At 44.0% G+C, this 21970-nt stretch carries 20 protein-coding genes and 6 pseudogenes; 3 read left to right on the top strand and 23 right to left on the bottom strand.

Annotated elements, in window-relative coordinates; all coding sequences use genetic code 11:
* Window positions 1–232 precede the first annotated feature (232 nt).
* Window positions 233–490 carry a transposase gene (locus JL57_RS36730; protein ID WP_366557128.1) on the top strand — a complete coding sequence of 86 codons (258 nt, stop codon included), beginning with the start codon at window positions 233–235 and terminating at the stop codon, window positions 488–490.
* 533 nt (window positions 491–1023) lie between these two features.
* Here the strand turns inward: JL57_RS36730 and tatA are convergent.
* From tatA to JL57_RS35870, 10 genes and pseudogenes are all read right to left on the bottom strand, one after another.
* Window positions 1024–1206 carry a twin-arginine translocase TatA/TatE family subunit gene (gene tatA, locus JL57_RS28605; protein WP_034145286.1) on the bottom strand — a complete coding sequence of 61 codons (183 nt, stop codon included), beginning with the start codon at window positions 1204–1206 and terminating at the stop codon, window positions 1024–1026.
* Between the two features lie 15 nt (window positions 1207–1221).
* Window positions 1222–1950 (bottom strand): molecular chaperone, encoded by a 729-nt coding sequence (locus JL57_RS28600; RefSeq protein ID WP_034145285.1) that lies wholly within the window; start codon window positions 1948–1950, stop codon window positions 1222–1224.
* Window positions 1925–3169 (bottom strand): NrfD/PsrC family molybdoenzyme membrane anchor subunit, encoded by a 1245-nt coding sequence (nrfD, locus tag JL57_RS28595; protein WP_291300705.1) that lies wholly within the window; start codon window positions 3167–3169, stop codon window positions 1925–1927. Before nrfD ends, JL57_RS28600 begins: the two co-directional genes overlap by 26 nt.
* A 16-nt stretch (window positions 3170–3185) precedes the next feature.
* A complete protein-coding gene (gene dsrO / locus JL57_RS28590) occupies window positions 3186–3809 on the bottom strand; it encodes a sulfate reduction electron transfer complex DsrMKJOP subunit DsrO (RefSeq protein WP_034145284.1) in 624 nt (207 codons plus the stop codon).
* A gap of 3 nt (window positions 3810–3812) precedes the next feature.
* Complete coding sequence (locus JL57_RS28585) at window positions 3813–6170, bottom strand: molybdopterin-dependent oxidoreductase (RefSeq protein ID WP_291300704.1); 2358 nt, start codon at window positions 6168–6170, stop codon at window positions 3813–3815.
* Between the two features lie 283 nt (window positions 6171–6453).
* Complete coding sequence (locus JL57_RS28580; protein ID WP_034145282.1) at window positions 6454–7680, bottom strand: CdaR family transcriptional regulator; 1227 nt, start codon at window positions 7678–7680, stop codon at window positions 6454–6456.
* Between the two features lie 70 nt (window positions 7681–7750).
* A complete protein-coding gene (locus JL57_RS28575) occupies window positions 7751–8314 on the bottom strand; it encodes a 4Fe-4S dicluster domain-containing protein (RefSeq protein ID WP_034145281.1) in 564 nt (187 codons plus the stop codon).
* 23 nt (window positions 8315–8337) lie between these two features.
* Window positions 8338–10377, bottom strand: a complete 2040-nt coding sequence (locus JL57_RS28570) for a molybdopterin-dependent oxidoreductase (RefSeq protein WP_034145280.1) — start codon at window positions 10375–10377, stop codon at window positions 8338–8340.
* A 154-nt stretch (window positions 10378–10531) separates the two neighbouring features.
* Window positions 10532–10912, bottom strand: a complete 381-nt coding sequence (locus JL57_RS28565; protein WP_034145279.1) for a hypothetical protein — start codon at window positions 10910–10912, stop codon at window positions 10532–10534.
* Window positions 10882–11142 (bottom strand): annotated as a pseudogene (locus tag JL57_RS35870) (ArsR family transcriptional regulator); the annotation flags it as partial. The pseudogene JL57_RS35870 and the gene JL57_RS28565, both read right to left, overlap by 31 nt.
* Window positions 11143–11223: 81 nt before the next feature.
* On the opposite strand from JL57_RS35870, the gene JL57_RS35865 reads away from it, so the two are divergent.
* Window positions 11224–11382, top strand: a complete 159-nt coding sequence (locus JL57_RS35865; protein WP_291300703.1) for a hypothetical protein — start codon at window positions 11224–11226, stop codon at window positions 11380–11382.
* Here the strand turns inward: JL57_RS35865 and JL57_RS28560 are convergent.
* The 7 genes and pseudogenes from JL57_RS28560 to JL57_RS28530 all read right to left on the bottom strand — a co-directional run bounded on the left by JL57_RS28560 (window position 11379) and on the right by JL57_RS28530 (window position 16829).
* Window positions 11379–12671, bottom strand: coding sequence for a hypothetical protein (locus JL57_RS28560; RefSeq protein ID WP_034145278.1), 1293 nt, complete (start codon window positions 12669–12671; stop codon window positions 11379–11381). The genes JL57_RS35865 and JL57_RS28560 overlap by 4 nt on opposite strands.
* Window positions 12671–13603, bottom strand: coding sequence for a bifunctional helix-turn-helix transcriptional regulator/GNAT family N-acetyltransferase (locus JL57_RS28555; protein ID WP_291300702.1), 933 nt, complete (start codon window positions 13601–13603; stop codon window positions 12671–12673). Before JL57_RS28555 ends, JL57_RS28560 begins: the two co-directional genes overlap by 1 nt.
* Window positions 13604–13848: 245 nt before the next feature.
* Window positions 13849–14085: a helix-turn-helix domain-containing protein gene (locus JL57_RS28550; RefSeq protein ID WP_034145276.1), complete on the bottom strand. Its 237-nt coding sequence runs from the start codon at window positions 14083–14085 to the stop codon at window positions 13849–13851.
* A 49-nt stretch (window positions 14086–14134) separates the two neighbouring features.
* Window positions 14135–14998, bottom strand: a pseudogene (locus JL57_RS28545) (TraG/TraD/VirD4 family protein); the annotation flags it as partial.
* A gap of 187 nt (window positions 14999–15185) precedes the next feature.
* Window positions 15186–15677 (bottom strand): annotated as a pseudogene (locus JL57_RS28540) (hypothetical protein).
* Window positions 15678–15862: 185 nt separating this feature from the next.
* Window positions 15863–16327 (bottom strand): hypothetical protein, encoded by a 465-nt coding sequence (locus JL57_RS28535; protein ID WP_034145275.1) that lies wholly within the window; start codon window positions 16325–16327, stop codon window positions 15863–15865.
* A 22-nt stretch (window positions 16328–16349) separates the two neighbouring features.
* A complete protein-coding gene (locus tag JL57_RS28530; RefSeq protein WP_034145274.1) occupies window positions 16350–16829 on the bottom strand; it encodes a GyrI-like domain-containing protein in 480 nt (159 codons plus the stop codon).
* A 110-nt stretch (window positions 16830–16939) separates the two neighbouring features.
* On the opposite strand from JL57_RS28530, the gene JL57_RS28525 reads away from it, so the two are divergent.
* Complete coding sequence (locus JL57_RS28525) at window positions 16940–17902, top strand: YafY family protein (RefSeq protein ID WP_034145273.1); 963 nt, start codon at window positions 16940–16942, stop codon at window positions 17900–17902.
* A gap of 354 nt (window positions 17903–18256) precedes the next feature.
* Here the strand turns inward: JL57_RS28525 and JL57_RS28520 are convergent.
* The 6 genes and pseudogenes from JL57_RS28520 to JL57_RS28505 form a co-directional block, all read right to left on the bottom strand.
* Window positions 18257–18943: pseudogene (locus tag JL57_RS28520) on the bottom strand (TIM barrel protein); the annotation flags it as partial.
* 126 nt (window positions 18944–19069) lie between these two features.
* A complete protein-coding gene (locus JL57_RS35860) occupies window positions 19070–19441 on the bottom strand; it encodes a hypothetical protein (protein WP_291300701.1) in 372 nt (123 codons plus the stop codon).
* A gap of 43 nt (window positions 19442–19484) precedes the next feature.
* Complete coding sequence (locus tag JL57_RS28515; RefSeq protein ID WP_291300700.1) at window positions 19485–20432, bottom strand: permease prefix domain 1-containing protein; 948 nt, start codon at window positions 20430–20432, stop codon at window positions 19485–19487.
* A gap of 11 nt (window positions 20433–20443) precedes the next feature.
* The gene (locus JL57_RS28510) at window positions 20444–20782 is read right to left on the bottom strand and encodes a PadR family transcriptional regulator (protein ID WP_034143440.1); all 339 of its coding nucleotides are present in this window, start codon (window positions 20780–20782) and stop codon (window positions 20444–20446) included.
* Window positions 20783–21269: 487 nt separating this feature from the next.
* Window positions 21270–21464: pseudogene (locus tag JL57_RS36725) on the bottom strand (hypothetical protein); the annotation flags it as partial.
* A gap of 21 nt (window positions 21465–21485) precedes the next feature.
* Window positions 21486–21782, bottom strand: a pseudogene (locus JL57_RS28505) (DUF3102 domain-containing protein); the annotation flags it as partial.
* Between the last annotated feature and the right edge of the window lie 188 nt (window positions 21783–21970).

The raw sequence follows: 21970 nt of genomic DNA, 5'->3' as shown, positions 1-21970 counted from the left end.
CAAAATAGCTTATATATTTTGATATTACACATCTGCCATTTTAACCCGTCTCATAGAGGTTGTTACATAAAACCTAAACGTTCCAAACATCAGTTCTGGTAAAAAACAATTACACCTCTCCCCATTGTGCGGTAAAATAAGGTGACAAGCCAAATTAACACACAAGAAAGAGGTTTAAAACTTGATTCAAATAGACATATTCTCCCTCTCTATTATAGCACACTTGGTTTTGATGAGGACTGATCCACGTGGGCGTAAACCTTGGGACGCAGTTATTTTGTTTCGGATGCATATTCTTTTCTTCACTCGACCGGAATTTATCTCATTTCGTCAAATGTGCAAAGAGTTGTCAAAAGCCAAGCATCAGGACTATCGTAATTTTCTCTGTATCACAGGCACTAAAGTACCAAGTCACGAAGCTCTAAGTCGGTTTTGCACACTTTTGAGTATTAGCGACGATACGATAAATGAACTTTCCAAGCCTTTTTAAGTCAAAACAGAGAAGATGGAAGGTTTCTTGAACCTGATGATTGCGGCGTTGGACCGTAAGGCAGTTTAATATTTTTCGTTATTTTGTAACAACCTCTAATAAGACCCCTATGGGACAAGCAGAAGTTGACGGAACTAAATGGTTCAAATTACGGATCTGGAGACAGGCAATTACTGGAAACACATGGCATGACGGCTACCGGTAAAATTTCCTTCCAAAGTCTAGCCGCTCTTGTGCTCCCGAACTCCGCGAGATGATAAAGATTATGTTCTCGTAGTTAAAGAGGGAAAAGCAGTGAGAACTACTGTTCGTATTGGCCTTAAAAACGAGGCATCCATCATGGTGCTTCAAGGGGACCGCATTGTGATTGAAGGGGTGGAACGATGAATGGGAGTACATGAATAGTTCATCTTCATACACTATGAGGATTGTCCGGAGGATACAGAATTTCTTAAAAATAAATTCAAAGCAGAGAGAGCTTGATTTTGTCAGGCACTCTCTGCTTCTTCGTTTTGCATAAATGAATTAACTTTTTATGAACTTGAACGCTCAGTTTTATCCTCGGACTCCCCTGAGGTCGCAGATTTGAATTCAGTAATTCCGTTTCCTAACGCTTTTCCGAGTTCGGGCAGTTTTCCGGGACCAAAAATGATTAAGGCAATAACTAAGATAATGATTAAAGCAGTTGGCGTCATAAAACCAAATGTTATCTGCATAGTTTATCCTTTCCCCTAGAGTTCAGCTTGTCTATACAATTCGGGACTCCTAGCTTGATCCAGTGTTACATAACTCTCGGTTAACAGCACGAGAGCTTTATAATAGTTACTCTGAGCGGAGGTTCTGACATCCAGACAGAAAGCCGGTACCCATTGCGTTAAATGCTCCCCCAGTAATCGCTGCCCGAATTGCATCGTTCTTAAGACAGCCGCTTTGTTATCCTTTTCCCAAGCCTCAACTTCCATACTAGTAAAAAGAGCCAGGCCTTCCAATTCTGCACTAATATGGTCCGGCATTTGGGGGGGATTAACTTCCAGCCCTGCCTCCCTGTATAGATTTTTAACGGCTAGGGTTGTTTCTCCCATCAAATACCCAAAACTCCCGTCTTCAAGCCTTTCCCGGTAGCAAGCTTCATAAGGCGGGCAGGGAAGGTGTTCCGGCCCAATAAATAATCGGGTAAACTCGACACGCCACTCGGTCAAAGGCTGCTGCAGCTCTGGCCACTCCTCGTTAAAAAAGCTTTCCAGTAACTGCAAGCCCGCTGTTAGCTCCGAATTTTCCGGGTTCATGCGGGTAAGACAGTGTTTCAGTTCAACTATGATGCTTGGCTCAGCCTGCACTTGATCAAAGAGCTCTTGAGTTGGTTCGGTCCAGAGCAGGGCCAGAGTCCGATAGACCGCTTGCCGATTGGAAGCCATCTCCATCAGTGCTTTTTTCTTAATAAGCGTGAGACTGGGTTGCATGCCCTTCCCCTCCCTGGGTGTGAGAGTGTTCTTCCTGCTTCGGAGTGAATAAGACATAGGCACCCAAAGTGTAGAGAAGAGTAATTAAAGCAATGACTCCTAGGACGATGGTTATTTCCACCCAGCTTGGCGTATAGGATCCTAGGGTTGCCCAAATATTCGGTACGACCTCACGCCCTGTCCGGAAACTGACCGGTAAATTGTATTTCCCTAAAGTCACGCCGGGAGCATAGTCGAGCAAAGGCAATAACATGGATGAGAATAACAACCAGATCCGTTTAAAGAAGACGCCCATGACCACCAGCACCGAAGATAAAACAACAAGGGTCATATTCTCCCGGTTTTTGCGGAAGATGAGAATCATAAAGGGAATCAAGGCTCCTAAAATGACTTCACCCCAGAAAAACGGTGCCAGGCTTCCTGTCAGCATTTGATTGATATAGGCCATCAGGCGCTCTTCAGCCGGGAATAATGCGGTGAGAACTTCGGAGAAAACAAAGAAAGCATCGACGGCGATGAACACACTGAGCAACCCCGCTAAGGTGGAGATTAAGCTTTTTGGGACGTTAAAGAGGCGGAATTTATTTAAGGCAACGATAACCACCAGCAATAACGCCAAGCCTGAATCAAGCGCTGAGGCGACAAATAAAGGTGCCATTAGGGCACTATGCCAGGTAGGACGGGCGATTTGCAGGCCGAAAATCCAAGCCGTGACAGAGTGGACAAGAATGGCAACCGGCAAGGCCACGCTCGATAAGATTTTGATGGATTTCTCATTGGGATTGGGGCGGGTCATATGATACAAGTAAAGCAAAGAGATAACCAAATAGACGGTTATGACTATAACGTCCCAGATGAGAGGGGAATTGAACTGGGGATGAAGAAGCAGGTTCAGCATCCTTTCCGGAGTCCCTAAATCCACCACAATCAAAAGCGCTGCCGCAATAATGCAAACAGTAGAAAGAAGCACCGCCGGCTTCGCGACCGGTTTAAACTGTTTGATATTAAACACTGTGGCTGAGGAAGAAACGATCAATCCGCCGGCCGAAAGTCCGACAAAGAACATAAACGATGTGATATACAGGCCCCAGGAGACAATGTTATTCATACCTGTGACAACCAAACCCTGTGTAAGCTGATAGATCCAAGCACCTATCCCTATTACCGCCAAGATGCCTAAGGTCACTGTCCAAGCATTAATTATTCTTTTACGTGGCATGAATCTTTCCTCCTTTCTAACGAATGTAGTAAACTTGCGGCTTTGTACCCTTGTCTTCCAAGAGCCTTTCCGCCTTTCGCTCCCGGATCAGGCGGGAGACCTCGCTGGTCGGATCATTCAGATCCCCGAAATGCCTGGCCCGCTGCGGACAAGACTCGACACAGAAAGGCAACTCTCCCTTATTCGTACGCTGTTCACACATCGAGCATTTTTCGACGACCCCGCGTTTCCGTTGGGGAGTATCAGCAGACCCCACATCATGGCTGGGAATCTTTTTCGGCTCCTGCCAGTTAAACACCCGCACATTGTAAGGACAAGCTGACATACAGTAACGGCAGCCGATGCAGCGCTCATAGTCAATCAGGGTTCGTCCGTCTTCCGCCTTATAAGTTGCCCCGACAGGGCATACTTTAACACAAGGTGCATTCTCGCAATGCTGGCAGGCTAACGGAAGATGGCTCATTTCCAGATAGGGATATTCTCCCTTAGGGGTATCCATATGTGGCCCGCCTATGGTTTCAATCCGATTCCAGAACATGCCCAGCGGCACATTGTTCTCCAGCTTGCACGCAACCGCGCACGTGTGGCAACCGACACAACGTTTTAAGTCAATGACCATGCCATATTTTTTCTGAGCCATGAATTACACCCCCTCGGCCTTTTTAAAATCAACGCGAATATCGAAGAAGGAGAAGTTTGTGGTTTGCGGTTTACTCTTGGCATGGGTTAGCTCCTGATGATGCCCTTTAATATAATACTCGTCCCACCAACCTTGCTCCAGGTTCATCATTCCGGGGCGAATCGCTTCGCTGAACAAGCATTTAACCAGGACATGCCCCCGGTCGTTAAAGATCTCAATCACATCCCCGTCTTTAATTCCCCGAGCCTTGGCGTCTTTGGGATTGACATGGGCTCTGGGCTCCGGATTTAGTTCAAGTAACCAAGGGACATTGCAATACGTGGAGTGAATCCTGAAACGGTTATGCTGTTGGTTAAAGACGATTGGATATTTTTTCGCTTCAGGACTATCCGGCCCGGCTTCGATCGGCCACTTATGATAGGGCAGCTCCTGCCCGTAGGTTAAGGCTTTTTCCGAATAAAATTCGACCCTGCCGGATTCAGTTTTAAATCCGTTTTGATACGGGATAAACGGACGGGGAAAGGCCCGGGCCATACCGTCTCTTTTCAGCTTTTCCATCGTTACTCCGGCATTTTTAAAGACCGGGTCATCAATGAAGGCTCGGCTTTGTTCTTCCGGGCTTCCCTGGAAGTACTTGCCAAAATCAAGACGCTCGGCCAGCCCTTTCCAAATTTCCCAATCCGGTTTGGCTTCCCCTTGTGGTTCAACCGCTTTGTCCCGGTAAAGGAAGAAAGGCATTTCTCCGCCCATTACGATTTCTTCCGTTTCATACCAGTGCGCCACCGGCAAAACGATATCCGCATACTTTACACTCGGTGTATAATACAGATCGGCGACGACCACCAGATCAAGCTTGGGTAATACTTTTTGAATCCAGCGGTTACGATCTGTCAGTTGGTTGATAAAGTTGCTGCACATCGCATAGAGGACTTTGGTTTTTCCTTGTTCGACATCATCTTGAATGGTGATTAACCGTTTCATGGTATAGAACGTCCCGGCAGGGAATAGCCACCCTAAATTCGTCATTTCAAAGGGACCAAAGAACAAATTCTGAATGTTGCCGCTTTTGCCGAAGTTCCCTGTCAGGGCCAGCAGGGTGGCAATCCCCTGGCCTATGACATCCCCATTGTAGTAACGGTCAATCCCCATACTCCCGCGGATTCCACCCGGCTTAACGGTGGCAAACATACGGGCAGCCTTACGGATATCCTCAGCTGGCAGCTCACAAATTTGCGCAGCCTTTTCCGGAGCATACTCGTCCGTCAATTTTTTAAGCAAAACAAACGAGGTGTTGCATTTTACGCCGTCAATCGCTTGACTTGCCTCTAAAGCCGGTATAACTCCCGGAGTATCGAATGCTTTAGCTGTACCGCTTACGGTGTCCCAGACCATATATTTTCCAGCCGCACTTTTTAGGAACTTCTTGTTATCTTCCCGAACCAAGAAAGGTGCTACGGTGCGCTTGAGGAGGAAATCCTGGTCATAGAGCTTTTCACTGATTATCACTTGCTGCATACTCAAAGCTAAAGCCGGATCACTACCAGGTTTCAAGGAAAGCCAAAGGTCAGCTTTGGAGGCCATAGTCGAAAATCTTGGATCAACCACAATCAATTTACAGCCATTTTCAAGCGCATCATTGATAAAACGGGTACTCTGAACCTGGCTTTCGGACATACTGCTTCCCCAAAGAATCACAACTTTACAGTTCTTCCAATCCGCCGGTTCGTTGGACGTAGCCCCAAAGGCCGGCCCTCCGACCACCGTGCTGAACCCGTGCAGCATGGCTTCATCAATGCTGCCGCTGAAGAAAGTACTCTGCAGCAGACCGGCAAAGCGCAGGATTCCTCCGAATCCTCCGTTGAGAATGCCGTAATTCCCGGAGCCACCAAAGAGAGCCACGGATTCTTTGCCGTGTTGCGCTTGGGTGTCCTTGAATTTTTGGGCAATCGTATTCAAGGCCTCATCCCATGAAATCGGTTCCCACTTGCCTGAACCTCTTTCCCCCACTCTTTTCAGCGGGCGGGTGATCCGGTCCGGATGATAAATCCGCTGGACATGAGATAAGCCTCGCAAACAAACGCGGTTATAATCTTCATCTCCTTGGGGGAAAGACCCCATTTCAGTTTTTACCACCTTATCGTCCCGCACGGTCACTAAGTGTGAACACGTCTGCCAGCAGTTAGGAGAACAGACGCTCCGTACTTTCTTCTCATTGACCGCGGGTGCGGCAGTGGCTGTGGTTTGTTTGAACCAGATGGAGGATCCAAGCCCGGCTACGCTCAGACCGCCAAGCGCTGCTGAGCCTTTAAGAAACCCGCGTCGGGAAATACCAAAACCTTGCATTTCCTTGTCTTGCATCATATAACCTCCTTCTCACAATTTCTCGTCTTCTTTCGGATTAAATCAATGAACCTTTTGAATGGGTAAGGGGTAAACACAAATGCGATTGTGAGTTGTTTCACCTCCGTTAACGTACTTTATCCTTGTACAAACGACCCTCACAGGAATCTCTTCCTGTGAGGTCTTGCCTAGTAATAAATAATTCGTGATTTGGCTTTAATGACCTTTGTCTGATCCTCCAACAAAAAAGACCGGTTGATTGTTGTTTTGCACAACCTCCAACCGGTTTCTGCTCAAGAATTTTTTACTTCCATTTCTTTTGGTGAATAATACGTAAGGCAATATCCAGATTAAACTGGACACTCAATTTAGTTAAATTCATACCCAATAAGTCCTGGACTTTTTTAAGTCTATATCTTAGGGTATTAACGTGAATATAGAGTTTTTGGGCTGTGATGGTCAAGTCCCCATTACAACGGAAATAGGTGCGCAAGGTTTCCATCAATTGCCCGTCTTGTTCTTTATCGTGATTCAGCAGCGGACGTAAGGTATGAAAGCAGAAAGTTTTTAATTCCTGTTCCCCGATCCGATAGAGCAGCGCTAAGATACCCAATTCATCATAATAGGTTATTTCATCTTGCTTATCAAAAAACCGTCCTAACTCTAAGGCCGTTTTCGCTTCTTGATAACTGCGGTAGAGTTCCTCCGCTTCAGCATAGATGTGCCCGATTCCTATGGAGAAACTAACAGGAAGTCGCGGATAAATATCCTGCTTAATTTTTGGGATGAAAACATCAATTTTCAGCTTAAGTTCAGAAAAGGACAGGTTCTTATCAAACGGTAATAAGAGTACGAGCGCCATGCCCCGCCGGGCGAGAATCGGCTTAGGCCAATGCTGAGCTAAATAAACCTCCCATAGGTCTTGCAGCCTGTCTAAAATCTCTTCTTCTAAATTCTCTTCAGCATCCAGTTCGATAACGGCCACAACATGCGGACAGGATAAATCCAAACCCAGGGAGCGCGCACGCTGAATGATGGTCTCTCTGTTTTCAAAGTTATTATAGAGGAGATCGTGGAGAAATTCATTTTTGTATTGCAGTTGAATCTCTTGCAGTTCCTTTTGCTTCCTCATAGCCACCAGTAAAGCTAAACGGGACTCCTTAAGGCCAGCCGCAAACTCCCTGTTCCAAGGGCTGCGGGAGAGGATGATGATCACATAACCATCAAGCCCATCTTGATATAAAGGCAAAGCCACATAAGGCATCACGTGGGGTTCTTTCTCTTGAATCAAAACATTGCCCTCGAAGATCTCACCAGATTTGAGTTGGGAACTTACCCCCGAAAGAGGGAAAAACTCTCCGAAATAAAAACTTTCCTCCGTTTTGACCTGGAAAATAAGGATTTTGCCAAAAGGATCTGTCACGATGATTGGGTTCTTAAAAAACTCCATCAGAATCTTCGCTAAGGAAGGTAATCCTTCACCGCGGCTCAATGCTTCCAATAACTTGGTTTGCAAATGATATTCCTTCAAAGATTATCCGCCTTTCCAATAAAGAAACTTGTAGAAACCAACAAAACTTCCGTGCTGACATTGTAGCTTTCTACAAAGATTTTTGCCGCCACTGTAGGGGAAGCCTCGGAGGTAAAAAACGAACCGAAGGTCGGGTCAAGCGAATGTCCGGAAACCCGGGGATGGTTTTGTGCAGGCCGGGATCAAGTTCCCGATTAAGGCAAATGGTGTGCAGGGCACCATTGACACACGACTCTTCACAAAACGGCCGTTTTCCTTGATCTAAGCGCTCCACACAGAGATCACATTTGTCCACCTTACCCGTGGCCTCATCATACTGAGGAGCTTCATAGGGACAAGCTTTAACACAGCGGCAGCACCCGTCACAAAGTCCCGGATCATGCACCACAATTCCATCGCGGCGTTTGCGGTAGGTGTGATTCGGGCACACCAGGAAACAAACCGGGTTTTCACAATGATTGCAGGATAAGGAAAGGTAATAGATTCCCGTTTCTCCATCCTTTTCCCAATCCATACATTTGACACGCCGATAACGCTGGGTCTCAGGGAGGTTCCGAAAATTCTTACAGGCTACTTCGCAGGAGCGGCATCCCATGCATCTTGTGACATCAATTAAAAAACCTATCTGTCTCATATTGTGCTGCTCCTTTTTAACCATTAGACGGCAGAAAGGTTGACATAGGTGTCATACAGGGCAATCCCGGGCTGGCCTGTTCCCCGTATTCCCATGTCACAGGACTTGCCATCAATTAAACGATTAATTTGAGTTTTACCCGGAAACCAGCCGGTATAGGTCAAAACCGTGTCCTCCGGTACCGTGGCGGTGATTCGAACCGGCAGGACAACTTCACCCAAATGATTGTACACACGGATCCGGTCATTGTCTTGGATTTTTAGTTTTTGCGCCAGCCGAGGATTGATTCTCAACTTTGGTTCATCAATACCCCAACTCAACCAGTGTAAATTTGTAAATTGGGAATTGCTTCCCGAATTGAGGTGGGGGGTTAACAAACGGTATGGATAATGGACGGGAGGATAGAAACCCCTGCTGAATTCCGGCAAAAGCGGGAAGCCGTCTGCCAGTGCCAGCCCGGATTTAAGCTCCAACTTTCCTGATGGTGTAGGAAAGTTCAAGTCCGCCCAGGCGAGAGGAGAAACTCGAAGTTTGCGAGGTTTTTCCAGCAACTCGGAGAAAGAGGTTACATTAAGTGACTCCAAAAGCTCTGGCGATAATTCTTGAGCCACCCATTCTTCCTCACTCCCGACTTGAGGATCGCAAACACATCCTGGAGCCAGTTCATTTATTTTATGTGCCAAGTTCTGAGCAATTTGTAAATCTGAGCGGCATTCCCCTCGGGGCTCAATCGCTTGTTGGTTTACAGCAATCCAGTGATGCCAATAACTTGGGACAAGATCCCATTCCTCAAATTGAGTCGTGGAGGGAAGAAAGATATCGGCGAAATGGGAACTCCGGTTCAGGAAATGATCCGCTTGCACAACTAATTCCATTTGTTCCAGGGCTGCTGCCAGCGCTCCGGTATTGGCATCCTGCCAAAGATCTCTCCCGGCTAAGAAAAGCATTTTAACGGGTGGTTCAGAGAGCTTGGACACCTCTTCGGCAAAATTATTCAAACTAACCGTACGGATCGCAGGTTCTGCTTTTTTAAGAAACGCATCGCGCGTGTGCCAGTTCAATAAGCGCCAATGCTCCTGACTGGGATAATAGACACCTGCTCCGGAGACCCCGATATTTCCGGTTAAAGCAGCAAGGGCTAAAATCCCCCGGAAATTCTGCCCCCCGTTGGCGTGCCTCTGCAAACCTAATCCCAGCCAGATGCACCCTGGACGCTGAGTTGCATAAAGGTGAGCGACCTCTTGCCACGCTTCCCTGGGTAAACCCGTTTCCTTTTCGATCCATTGATCGGAGAGGTTTGCAACATATTGGATAAATTCTTTTCCGCCTTCGACGAATTGCTGTAAAAAATCTTGATCATGGATATTTTGTTCGATGATATACTTAGCCATCCCCAAAGCCAGAGCGCCGTCGCTCGCGGCTTTCGGTTGAATAAAAATATCGGCTTGAGCAGCGGTCGCTGTGAAGACCGGATCAATGACAATCACCTTGGCCCCATTTTCTTGAGCCTGATTGATATAATACATCTGGTGTAAAGCCGTCCAGGCAGGATTTCCTCCCCAGATTATGATAATCTTGCTATTCACCATATCCTCGGGGTCGGATTTGCGCATATCTCCAAAAGTGTAGAGAAAGGCATCGAGTCCTGCTGACCAACAGGAGGTTCCATTGACAACCGTAGACTCTAAAGCTGCAAAAAAACCATCCAAGGCATAATGCAGGATCCCAATATTCCCAGTCTGTTTATTGAAACAGATTGGCCGAAATGAACCGTATCTTCCTTTTAATTCAAGCATTTTGCGCGTCACGATATCCATCGCTTCGTCCCAAGCAATCCGGTGCCAACGGCCAGACCCTCGTGGGTATTGCCGCATGGGGTGCAATATGCGTTTTGCATCGTAAACCCTTTGGGTATAGGCGTATCCTTTGGAGCAGAGCTTCCCTCTGGTAAATCCATGCTCCGAATCACCCGTGACCCGAATCAGTTTACCGTTTTCAGCATAACTCAGCATGCTGCAGGTACAGAAGCAATTGCGCGGACACACGTTACGATAGACTTCCATGAGGAAACACTCCCAATACACCTGAAGTAACTTTGTATAAACATTTGCTATTATTATAACATAACTCAATAACAAAATTTACATAATCAATATTTTCCTGTTCACCTAAACGATACACTCGATAAACCCTAAAAGATGTTCCCCCGAACCTCTTTCACGCTGTACAAATACATACCCCAAACCCGCAAAGCATAACTGACAAATTTAGATCCTTAGGCAAAATTAAATCTGGGGTAACTCTTTGGAGTAAAAGAGACTTTGCAGTCTTCAAACGTCTGGGTGTGGTGCACGTGTCAATGAGATGATCGCGAGCATATCCTCGACCTATTGGCCTACGATATAGGTTATTGAACCCAACGTCTGAAATGATTCTTAACCCCTTTCCCCGCATGACTTCAACCCCATTCTTTGCCAGCAGATGCTCTGCACCCATCCTGAGACTTTTTACCACTCGGTCCTTTCTGGCCTTGCCAACGCTAGCATCGACGAACGAAACCGTTGCTGTTATGCCCAATTCTTTAGACTTATTAAGCATAGATAAGGCTTCCGATGTTTAAGTAATGCTTTAGTTGGAATAATCCCCTTAAGTAAGAACAAGCATACCATAAACAGAAATGCAAGAGAGTCATCTATACCTTCTGTACAAATGACTCTCTTGTTCTGGAGTCCCTGTTTTCTCGACTCGATAAGATTCTCATGTCGCAGTACCGCTAAATGTTGGAATACATTCGACTGCTCAAGCTCCAGCACGGAAATGATATCACAGACACACCGTTTTGTACTTACTTACATAATTAAAATTCTGGTATATTTAAAGCAAAAGTATTTTATGAGGGTGCAATAAAAATGAATAATAGCCTCAAACCGGGTTTATTCTTCGAATTTCAGTTTAAAGTCCCGGAAAATAAAACTGTCCCATACTTTATCCTGAATCCTCCGAATCCAAGTGATGCCTTTGTTTTGGCTACAGGCTTTATGGTAGGATTAATGCAAACTCCCGGTTAATATGATTTGTCCTGATGAGCTTTAGCCTTCTCAATTAACAGAATACTTAAGCCAGCACCCATTATAATTATAACTAACTTGCTTATGAGATACATCTTCCACTGCAGCATAAGAAACATGGCAACTGCAGCGCCTGTAGACACAACCCCAATTGCTAGGGCTACTGTTGAATTTTGCCAAGAGTTAATCCGACCAACTATGCTAAGAAACAAAAGTTCAAATAAGCCTGCTCCGATACCTATTGATAAAGACGAAATTACCCTGGCCATCAACCATAGAGTTGAATCATTCCTTAAATTGGCTACAGTAGTAATCCCTGAAATACCCAAAAAAATCAGCAAACCTGATAGCGAAACCAGCAATGAAAAAGGAATGCTGACCATCCGCTTATTTAATTGCAATGAAACTATCGCTGACCTATTATCAACAATTTCTAAGTTAGGGTTCCAATAAAAACACAATGTGGCCATTGCCGCTACCCCTGTATAAAACAGAGCAAGTATAACATCTGCCATAGCGCTGAGAATGGGTATGTTGGCTTGGGCCATACTATCTGCAAAATAAAAAATTACCACTTGAAACGCGATGGTCAGGAATCCTAATGCTCCTGTAAGGTACAAAAAAAATGGTTGTTTGGTTATCCTGCCTTTATTGTTGAATACGTATTGACCAAGGCTATTGCAGGCGTATTTTTGTTGTAAAAAATCAAAGACTGCAACAATAAACAATAAAAAGATATCTAAAATTAGAACCCTTATAATACTGCCTCCCGCCAATAAGGCACTAGGTCTTAGCAATAGGCCGATAATGAACCCGAGAAAATATGCAGCTTCTGTCAATGCAAGCCACGAAGACTTTACCATTGAAGCAATGTTAGACCGCAATGATCTGCTCAAGAACCAGAATGCATACCGTATTATTAAAACTAGCAAAAATAAACATGCCATAGCTCCAGACAAAGGCAAGTTTTTCTCTATGAGGAATGCATTGCCCCACACAATGCCCAAAAGTGTTATCGAGCTAAAGATGGTAGCAATAGAAATATAAGCCAGTATACGACTGCGGCAGTAGCATTTCACTGCTATTAGCAATCCTAAGCTAAATGCACTTCCAACTAAAAAGGCAAAAATTGATCCGCTTCCAAGCATTGTTAATTCTGAAATACCCTTTGCTGCACTTAATACAGTTCCTCCCCCTATAGAGGTAAGTAAATTAGAACAAATTAACAGCCAAATCTGCCAAAAGCTTTGTCTGGATTCAGTTGAAGGGTTTGTTTGAGAACCTTTCATTAAAGAACCAGCTCCCACGTCTCCCCAACAAGGTCTTTGCCAAAGCTATGGTGTTCTTCCTGTTCTACCAGTTTAAATCCAGCTTTCTCATAAATATGCCGTGCCTCTACAAGTACGCTGTTGGTCCATAAAACAAGCTTCAGGTAACCTGCACGCCTTGCAAAAGTAATGCACTCTTGTACCAAGCGGCTTCCGAGCCCCAATCCACGTGCCTTTGGCTCTACCAAAAGGAGTCGCAGTTTAGCCACCGTATCACTGCTTTGAACAACGAACACCGACCCCACAATTTCACTATTCATCTCTGCGATTATGCACCGCTCACGTTCAGGTTTGTAGTTGTTAATGAACTCCGCTGCAATCTGAGCCACAAGTGCCTCAAAACGTTCATCCCAACCATACTCCTGGGCGTACAGCACACCATGGCGGTGGGTAACCCAGCCCATATCACCCGGCTGATGACTTCTCAGGAAAAACGCTTCAGAAAATTTGAAGCTTTTCTTATCGAGAATGTTTTCAATATCGTGCATAGATTTCAGGAGCTTCTGTTGATCTTCTTCACTAAGTTCACTCAACATCTCGGCTACCTCATCTCGTGAACGTTGATCTAAAAGTGAAAATAATTTCATGCCTTCCTGTGTAAGACGAATAAGAAACTGTCGGCCATCGTGCTCTGAACGAACTCTCTCAGTAAGCCCTTGTTCCTCAAAGCGAGCTAAAATACGACTAAAATAACCCGCATCCAATCCCAATGCACGGCTTAACTTTGTAGCAGTTGGATTATCGCTATTGGCAATTTCAAACAAGATTCGCACTTCAGTAAGGGAATACGAACTGTGCAATAATCCTTCACGCAGGACACCTATCTTTCGTGTGAAAAATCGGTTAAATTCTCGTACTTGGTCGATCTTGTTATCAGGTATATTTTTTTTCACAAATATCATCCTTTCATTTTGATTGATTTAAATATATATTATATAATATACTTGACTTTGTCAACAAATTATTTGACTTTGTCATACGTTATAAAGTATTCTTTAAATCTTTGTCTTTTTTCTGATGTTTAGGTCATTTCTTTAGAGTGAGGAGTTCACTGCACAGTTCATCATGAACCGTAGCATAGTTCACCGAAAAGCAGACAGACCTTCCCCTTGGCGGAGAAGGTCATTTTTCTGCCCCTTTAACTGGAATCCTGCTGTACCACATAATACAGGTTGCTGCTCTTGCCGCCGTTCTCACGCCATCTCTGCTCCTTGCGCAGACGGCCGCTTTTTTCAAGGTCAGCTATTGCGCGCTTGACCGTGCTTCGGGACAGCTTCAGTTCTTTGGCGATGGTACCAATCGCTGGATAACATTTACCCTCCTTGTCGGCACGATCATGCAGATACATATAAACTGCTCTTGCTCGGTGCGGCAGCTCCGAAGAATAAAGAGAAGAGAAGAAAAGTAAGCCACAGCTTCACCTCCTATTCAATCCGAACAGGTGCTTTTGTCCTGATCGGCGCTTCTGGCTCTTGGATCGGTGTGTGGAGTAATCCGCCCGATGCGGCAGCTCCGGCATCAGCTTTCTCCGGCACATCTACACAGGCAGAGTGCCGACGGATGATTTCTTCCTCCACTCTGCGCCTGTTGGCATACTCCACCTCTCTGGCCGATTGTTCGGCGATCTCATAAGGCTTGCCGAAGGTAATGCCCCATTCCGTGAACAACTTCAGTCTGGTACGCATCGGGTAGGCGCCGGTCTTTGTGACGATAAAGCGGCCTTTTGGCATGGATTTGAGTTTGTCGGGGGTCATCAACGGTCGCTCGATCATCTGCAGACTCTGCGACGGATCGTTTTTACCCCGGCTGACCGAGCCGCTCATGACAGTCTTGCTTCCCATGGATTTCGACAAAATCTGCGCCGATTCGCTGTTGGGAGCAAAACCGCCGAACACAGTATTCTGACAGTTGTCTATAATGATGGCCGAACCCTCTCGGCCATAGTTTTTCTCCAGCTGTGCAAAGCTCTGTATGATGGCAACGATGGACACGCGTCGGGAGCGGGAAGCGGAAAACATCATCTCTGCCGACTCAATTTTAGGGATGGTACCGATCTCGTCGAGGAACATCATCACACGGTTGGGGAGCTTGCCTCCATGCTCGTCGGCAACCGACAGGATTTCACGGTAGAGCTGCTGGACGATCAGGCTGATGATGAAATACTTTGTGTTATCTTCCTCCGGCATTACAAGAAAGATGGCGCTTTTACTGGTGTAGAACCTTTCCGCATCGATTGCCGTGTCAAAGCACAGTATCTGCTCCAGCTCGGAATCCAGAAAGGCGTTTAAGTTACATCATGCTTCATTGTTCAGCTCCTTTCTCGGAAAAACAAAAAAGGCGCTGCCTTTTTTGTAAGACAGCGCCTTCTCGTTCTTTTATTTATTTGTATAGCTCACAGCAATCTGCTGTAACAAAAAAAGCGCCCTTCAGCTTCATAAGAAACCAAAGAGCACTATTTGTCCGTTCACTTTTCATTCATCCCATCACCGGGCCTCCGTAGCCGAGGCCCGGTAAATTATTTTTCATCTCCTGCTCAAGTTTTAAGGAATAGTTTTAGTGACTCCAAAAGCTGACGTAGATTTCGCTGTCAGGAATTTTTATGGGCCGCTGTTCAAAACCTTCGCCGTAGCCATCGCTGTTTTGTCCAGTCACAAAATCAAGAAGCTCAGCGATTTCCTCTCCTGAGAGGGACTTCTTCAGCCCGGCAGTCATTACTCCCCACAACTCACCGTCGACAATCTCAACGGACGGGTACAGGCTATACACCTTTTTATTGAGAGCTTCGTCGTGGATGTATTCTGCAAGACCTCGATCGTTTTCAAAGAAACGATTCTCCTTGGCAATGGCTACGAGGATAGCATCCTCATACGCTACTGCTTCCGCAGGGGAGATTTCCATCGGATTGTACTCCATCCCATATTCGCCTTGGGTGTAGGTGATGATCTTCAGAGGAAAAAAGATACGCATCCCCCCTGAACCCCTATTAGCAAAGTAGAAGTTACCAAGGAAAATGTCCGCATCCATTGGGTTTTCTAGCGAGTGAAAGCTATTTTTTACCTAGAGAGAAAATAGCTTTCACTAATTTCAATGAAGAAAAAGAATGACCAAATACAAAAAATGGCTGGATTCCTCCACTTGCGCTTTTGCTTACTTTAATATTCTCCTTTAATTACAAAAAACGAACCCCGAATTGTTCCAGCTAGTTTAGACTTCTGCCTAGCAAACTTAAACTTCTCTTCTAACTCCTTTGGTATCTCCATCCCCTCAGAAAGCTTAAAACCAACGGCCCGCTTCTTAGGGTCATCAACCGTATACATGACGTTGATCACAAGACCATCCTCATAAAAGACGTAGGCAAATTTGATATTTTCCACTTGAAAACGCGACGTTTCTAAAGGTTTGGCCGCAAACTCAATATCACGTTCTTCTTTCAAAATTCGGTTCACATAATCAAGGGTCTCCTGGCTTTCGCTAGCTGGTACGACCGTAAATTCATGCTTGTATTTGTTCATAAAGTAACGGGCTTCATTAGCACGTAAACCAGCAAGCGCTTCTACTACAGGTGAAGACTCTAAACCAACCGTAGACACATTTTTGAAATCAACGATATAGGACATTTCCATTCCTCCTTTTTTCTCATTATTTCCTAACAACAGGAATCCACATTTCCCCAAATACTAAGCCGTTCCGCTGCCCCATCTCAACCATTGCATTTGGCCCACCAACATAGGCAAAATTCTTTGCTTCTGGCAAGACTTGACCAAAGGCAAGGCCAGAAAGCTTATTATTCAATTCATCAGCCGTCTTCCCTTCCCCTTTAACAACTAGGTATTGCCCCTTAGGAAATTGGATAACTCTGGCTTCTTCTGGTGCCGATGCCTCTGTCATGACGCCAGCATAATGCATCATCTTGTTATTAATCGCTTCGTTCACGGCAAAAACGTAGTCATTTATGGCTAGGGCTTTTAAAGTGACAAGCCTTCCATCTTGGCTGACGGCCTGCCAAAAGTCTGACTTTTCCTTGTTTAAGCCAGCAAAGTCTGTGTAATCGCTCTTAAGCTCAGTTCCAAAACCTAAAACGGTAAAGCTGTCTTTTTCTTCCAGGGTATAATCTGCCATATTCAAAACCTTCCTCTTTTTTAAATTAATCAAATGACTTGTCTGCTTCACTTGATGGGTTTATAATAGCCTTAAATCACGTCAAAAAATGATACTGTTTAGGAGTCCCGATGAAAAAAGTTGAACGGATTAATATAATCATGCGGTATATCAACAACCGCGCCCACTTTACAATTTCTGAACTCATGCGAGAATTTAACATCTCTCGTTCGACAGCTATTAGAGATATCAGAGAAATTGAGGCCATGGGGGTGCCACTTGTCGCTGAAGTTGGAAGGGATGGGGGTTATTTTGTCATGCACAACTCTGTACTGCCCGTTGTTCGCTTTACCGATAATGAGCTCAAAGCTCTTTTTATTGCCTTTATGGCCACAAGAAATCAACAACTTCCCTATCTAAAGAGTCGTCAGTCTTTAGCTGAAAAATTACTAGGCCTCATCTCAGAAAACCAGCAAGATGACCTTGTTCTTTTAAATCAAATCTTGCTTTTTGAAGGGACCAACCCCAATAATCCTGACCTGCTTGATCTTTCGGACCTCCCCCATCCCATGTTGGAAAAACTCATCCAAATCCTTCTTTTGGATAGCTATTTACTGATTACAATCAAAGAAGAGATGGAAATAAAGTCTTATCCAATTTATCTCTTGCACCTTTATCATGAAAAAAGCCTTTGGCTGATTGAAGGCTTTGACTTAAAGGAGGAAAAGAAGAAGATTTTTCCTGTCGACCATCTCACCAATATCAAACCCTACCCGACGAAAAAAAGATTAAGTAAGAAAAAGATTTTAGAAAAACTAAGTAAGCAGGAAGAAGAAAATAACCTTATCCTTGAACTTGGTCCGAAAGCGATTGCCCAGTTTAAAAAATACCATCCTTTAAAAGTTTCAATTTCCTATACGAATCCTTACCAAGCCACAGCCATTGTAAAGACTTTTATCAATGTTAATAAGCCCGAAGAATTGACCGAAATAACAAATTGGCTGCTTTTCCTAGGTGGGGATATCAAGGTCAGGGAAGTGCCAGAAGAAGTCTTAGAAGGTTTACAAGAGAGATTATGTGTTATACTGCCATAACACTTACGCTATAGTATGTCAATAATTTTTGATTTTATTTCTGTAAAATAATAGTTATCATCCACTATATCTCCGATGTCATCTATAAAACGGGTAAAAAAACGGGCCGAGAAATGCACTTTTTCAGCCCGATTTTTGCTCTTTTTTTGCTCCTAAACCACTACATATAGTGGTTGACCCGCCTTATTTGCCCTTCAAACCACTATTCGTCATCAGAACTATACTCTCAACGTGCTGCGCGCAAGGAAACATATCCCAAATTAGCCTACAATAAAGTACACCAACGTGCCTCGGAACCATGATTCGGATAATTGAGGTTTAAGGCAGTACATTGGTCTATTCTTTATAATCGAATCAAAGCCTTTCGAAGGTTTCCTTTAGTAACAGTGCATCTTTTTCCACCATAGGACCTTCAGCTATTATACAACCTTTTACGTTAAAGTACCTTATAGCCTTCAGGCAATCCACATAATTAAAGTCACTTTGTAGCAACGGGAGATGGTTCAGCTCACCTTTTCCATTGTAATTTACTCCTCCCATATGAATATGTAAGTCTTCCAAAGCCGATTTCCCGAGTTCATCCGAGACATACTGAAGTATTACTGCAAACTCATTAAACCCTTTTAGTTTGCCGTTATATCTTGCGTGTATATGTGAAAAATCAATACACAATTTACAAGAGCTAATTTCTTTACACAAAGATACTAGTTCCTCAAGTGTGCCAAATTGTGTCCCCTTTCCAGTTGTCTCTAATCTATAATCTACCCTGATTAGGGGAAGGCGTAATAAATTATCCCTTATGGTATAATACGCATCTTCTTTGGAGTCTCCCAAGTAAAAGCCTGGATGAAAAACTAGACTCCTTCCTCCAACTTTGGACAGCTCTTCCAGAGCTTCTAAGATCCTTTCTCTGGATTGTTCCTGTTTATCCGACTCATTTGCATTTAAATTTATGTAATGCGAGGCATGTGCTGATAAGTAAAAATCATTTATTAACTTGGCTTTTAATATAAGGCCCTTATTGTTATCCGTAACATTAACGATGTTGAAATTAGGAAAAGAAGCTGGACTACCTGTTAAAGAGAGATTGTTGCAACTTTTTTATCGTTTAGCAGAACAATATGGACAAAAAACGCCAACTTCGACGTTGATAGATCTGAGAACGAATTAATTAAACCTAAAAACAATCGGAAATATAAATGCTACAATTGCTGTCCAAATGAAATAAACATAGAGATAATCTGTCTGCCATTTTATTAGCTTAGCGAAATCAAATTTCTTCTTGAAATACCCGATATATAACCAGGCAAGTCCGGCCAGGTTGCCCAGCAAAGCCAAATTCTCCCCCAGCGCGGCCAGCTTATTGGGGGTAATTCCAAAGGCGGACAAGCGGAAAAGTATAGCCGATAAAGCAACCCCGTCGATAACAAGTGCCGTCAGGATCAGGGCTAGATTCAAGTAATCAAACAGATTGGCTGGCTGGCGAATATCTCTCGCCGAAACGACGTACAATACCAACCCCAGTACTAAAGCCAGCATAAAATCGAATCCAATTAGGAACTCTCTTTCCATAAATGGACTATTACCGGTAATAATCATAACTATTAAGAAAGCAACCATAATTATTAGGAAGAGCGGACTGAAATATTTTGGCCAAAATGGGTGCAAAGTTCTCCACCACGCTTTTTTTGGCCTCTACTAAATAAACAGTAATCATGGCTGCCGCACACCCTCCATAAATCAGTAAATACTCTGCAAGAAATTTTTCGACGTCAATTTGGATGGCTTCGAAAATAACTAGCGTGAACAGGAATAACACCATTACACCTGCCATGACTAATACACCATAGATAAAGGCTTCACCTGTGAAGCGTATAAAATTCATTCTCCCTTTGCTGCCTTGCCACTCCCTGCCTATATAAGTTGCTCCGACGACCAACCACAAAAACAAAGGAAGATGAAAGATGGTAAGAACTTCTGTATGGTGAGGATCAAATGACGGATAAACATTGATAATCACCGCTGCTAGGATAAAAATCCCCAGTATCGTTGCCCATGTTTTTAACCCTGCTTTCCTCTTGATTAAGAAAAAAGCCGCTATAAAAGGTAAAATAAAGAAACTCAAGTTTTTAATGAAGAATATTTTAATTTCACCGTCTTGATCAAGTAATCCGAAACCAAAAAGTTCAGGAATTTTGAACAGTGTCCCGGCTAGCAACGCAAAAATCACCACCAGGGTAATATCGCGCCGATTCAGCTGCTTGGCCAGTGAATCTATCGGATCTACTAATAAATGTTTCCACAGGCTCTCAGTATTTACTTTGGCAAACTCATGGGAGATCGCATCGACATTTCCTAAACGTTTGACACTAATTAAAAAGGATTCATCTGGCGTGAGTCCGGCTGCAATTAAGTCTTCGATTTCGTCCCGCAAATGATTCTCCAATTCATGAATATCGGTATCGCTCAAATTACCATGGGCTCTTAAATGATCACTCCACGAATGAACCTCTGTCTCCAAATCAAACATCTTGATCCTCCTTACGAATTACTTTCTTCATTCCAGGTCCTGGCAAGAGCATTATGAACTATTTCCCACTGCTTTTTTTGCTGTTCCAACTCGGTTAACCCACTCTCTTTAATCCTGTAATATTTACGTTGCCGGCCTGCCTCTGATTTACTCAAGTAAGATTCAATTAACAGATGTTCTTCCAGACGATGTAATACCGGATACAACATACCTTCCGTCCAAATTAGTTGATTCTCAGACATCTCTTTCACGCGCTTGATAATCGCATAGCCATAACTGTCATTTTCCTTGAGAATGGCCAAAATGAGTGGGGTAGCAGAGGCGGCTACCAAGTCTTTAGATACATTCATTCAATTCCCCCACTATACCTAATACTTCTATGTATATTTCACATTATACCTAGAAGTATTAGGTGTGTCAATTGTCAGTATTTTACTAATTGTAGAGGAAAGTCTAACTATAAATATTTAAAAAAGGAGATGTAATTTTAAGAAAGATAAACGATCGAATCTATCATGGTATAATATCAGGTACGTAGGCGAATGTTATAACATTAAAGTATTGAAAAAAAACCTAGGAGAGTGTTAAATTTCTCCCCCCCCATTTCCTCCTCCCTCATCCACTCTTCAACTCAAAAACAAAATGCGTTGGTGTGAGAATTTCTGATCAGCGCCTTACACACCCGTTCATTCGGATCGTGTGCTTGTTCTTTTATAGTACCAATGCGAAGCTTCTTTTTCCTGAAAATCATCATCAAGAAGTTAAGTTTCTTTATAACGTCTAGTCAGTATCCCTAAAAATAGAAAGTAGCAAATGAATAACCCCAAGACCAATGAATTAACACTGGTCTTGAGGTTGTTTCTGTTCTTCAATATAAAACAAACGATCAATTGTCAATTTTTCGAGAAGTTTTCCAGTTCGTTGAAAGTAAATGTTGATTAAAGCACGATGGATTAAAAGACATAATTTGATATTTGGGATAAACTCACCCCGCTCTAACCTACTACAATATGATTTTTGCACTCCGATTTCTTGAGCTAACGCTCCTTAGGTGTAGTTCAAATGTTGCATCGATGCACCATTTGGCCTCTCTTCCCCAACGGGGGAAGAGAGTATAGACCCGTACTCCCGGAAGGTTTTCATCAGTCTGCTGGCTGTGCTTCGGGAGTAACTCACTGATTCAGTCAGCCATTTGAGCCACTCCCCATGGGGTACCAGCTCTTTGGCTTCCGTCAGTCGCCGTCCGATCTCAACGGCGTTGCTAAGCAGCATTTTGCCGCTTTCTTCCTTGATAAAGTTAATCTCGGACGCGATTTGCTCAGGCGTCCTGTTGGAAATTTCCGTCCTCATACCGGCTGCCATCCTTTTACGGAATGTCTTTTAGATACCGCTATAGGATATGCCGAGCCCCAGACAAGCGTGAGGGCTATAGCGCCAATAAAAAAATGCGGTTTGGACAAAGATGCTTCCCTACAGTAACCATAGTAAAAGCAAATCCATATTATATACAACCATGCCGAATCCATCGGCCTCTGGAT

It is taken from the genome of Desulfosporosinus sp. BICA1-9 (genome assembly GCF_000802135.1).
The sequence above is the reverse complement of the archived record's forward strand: the minus strand, read 5'-3'. Positions and strand labels throughout refer to the sequence as shown.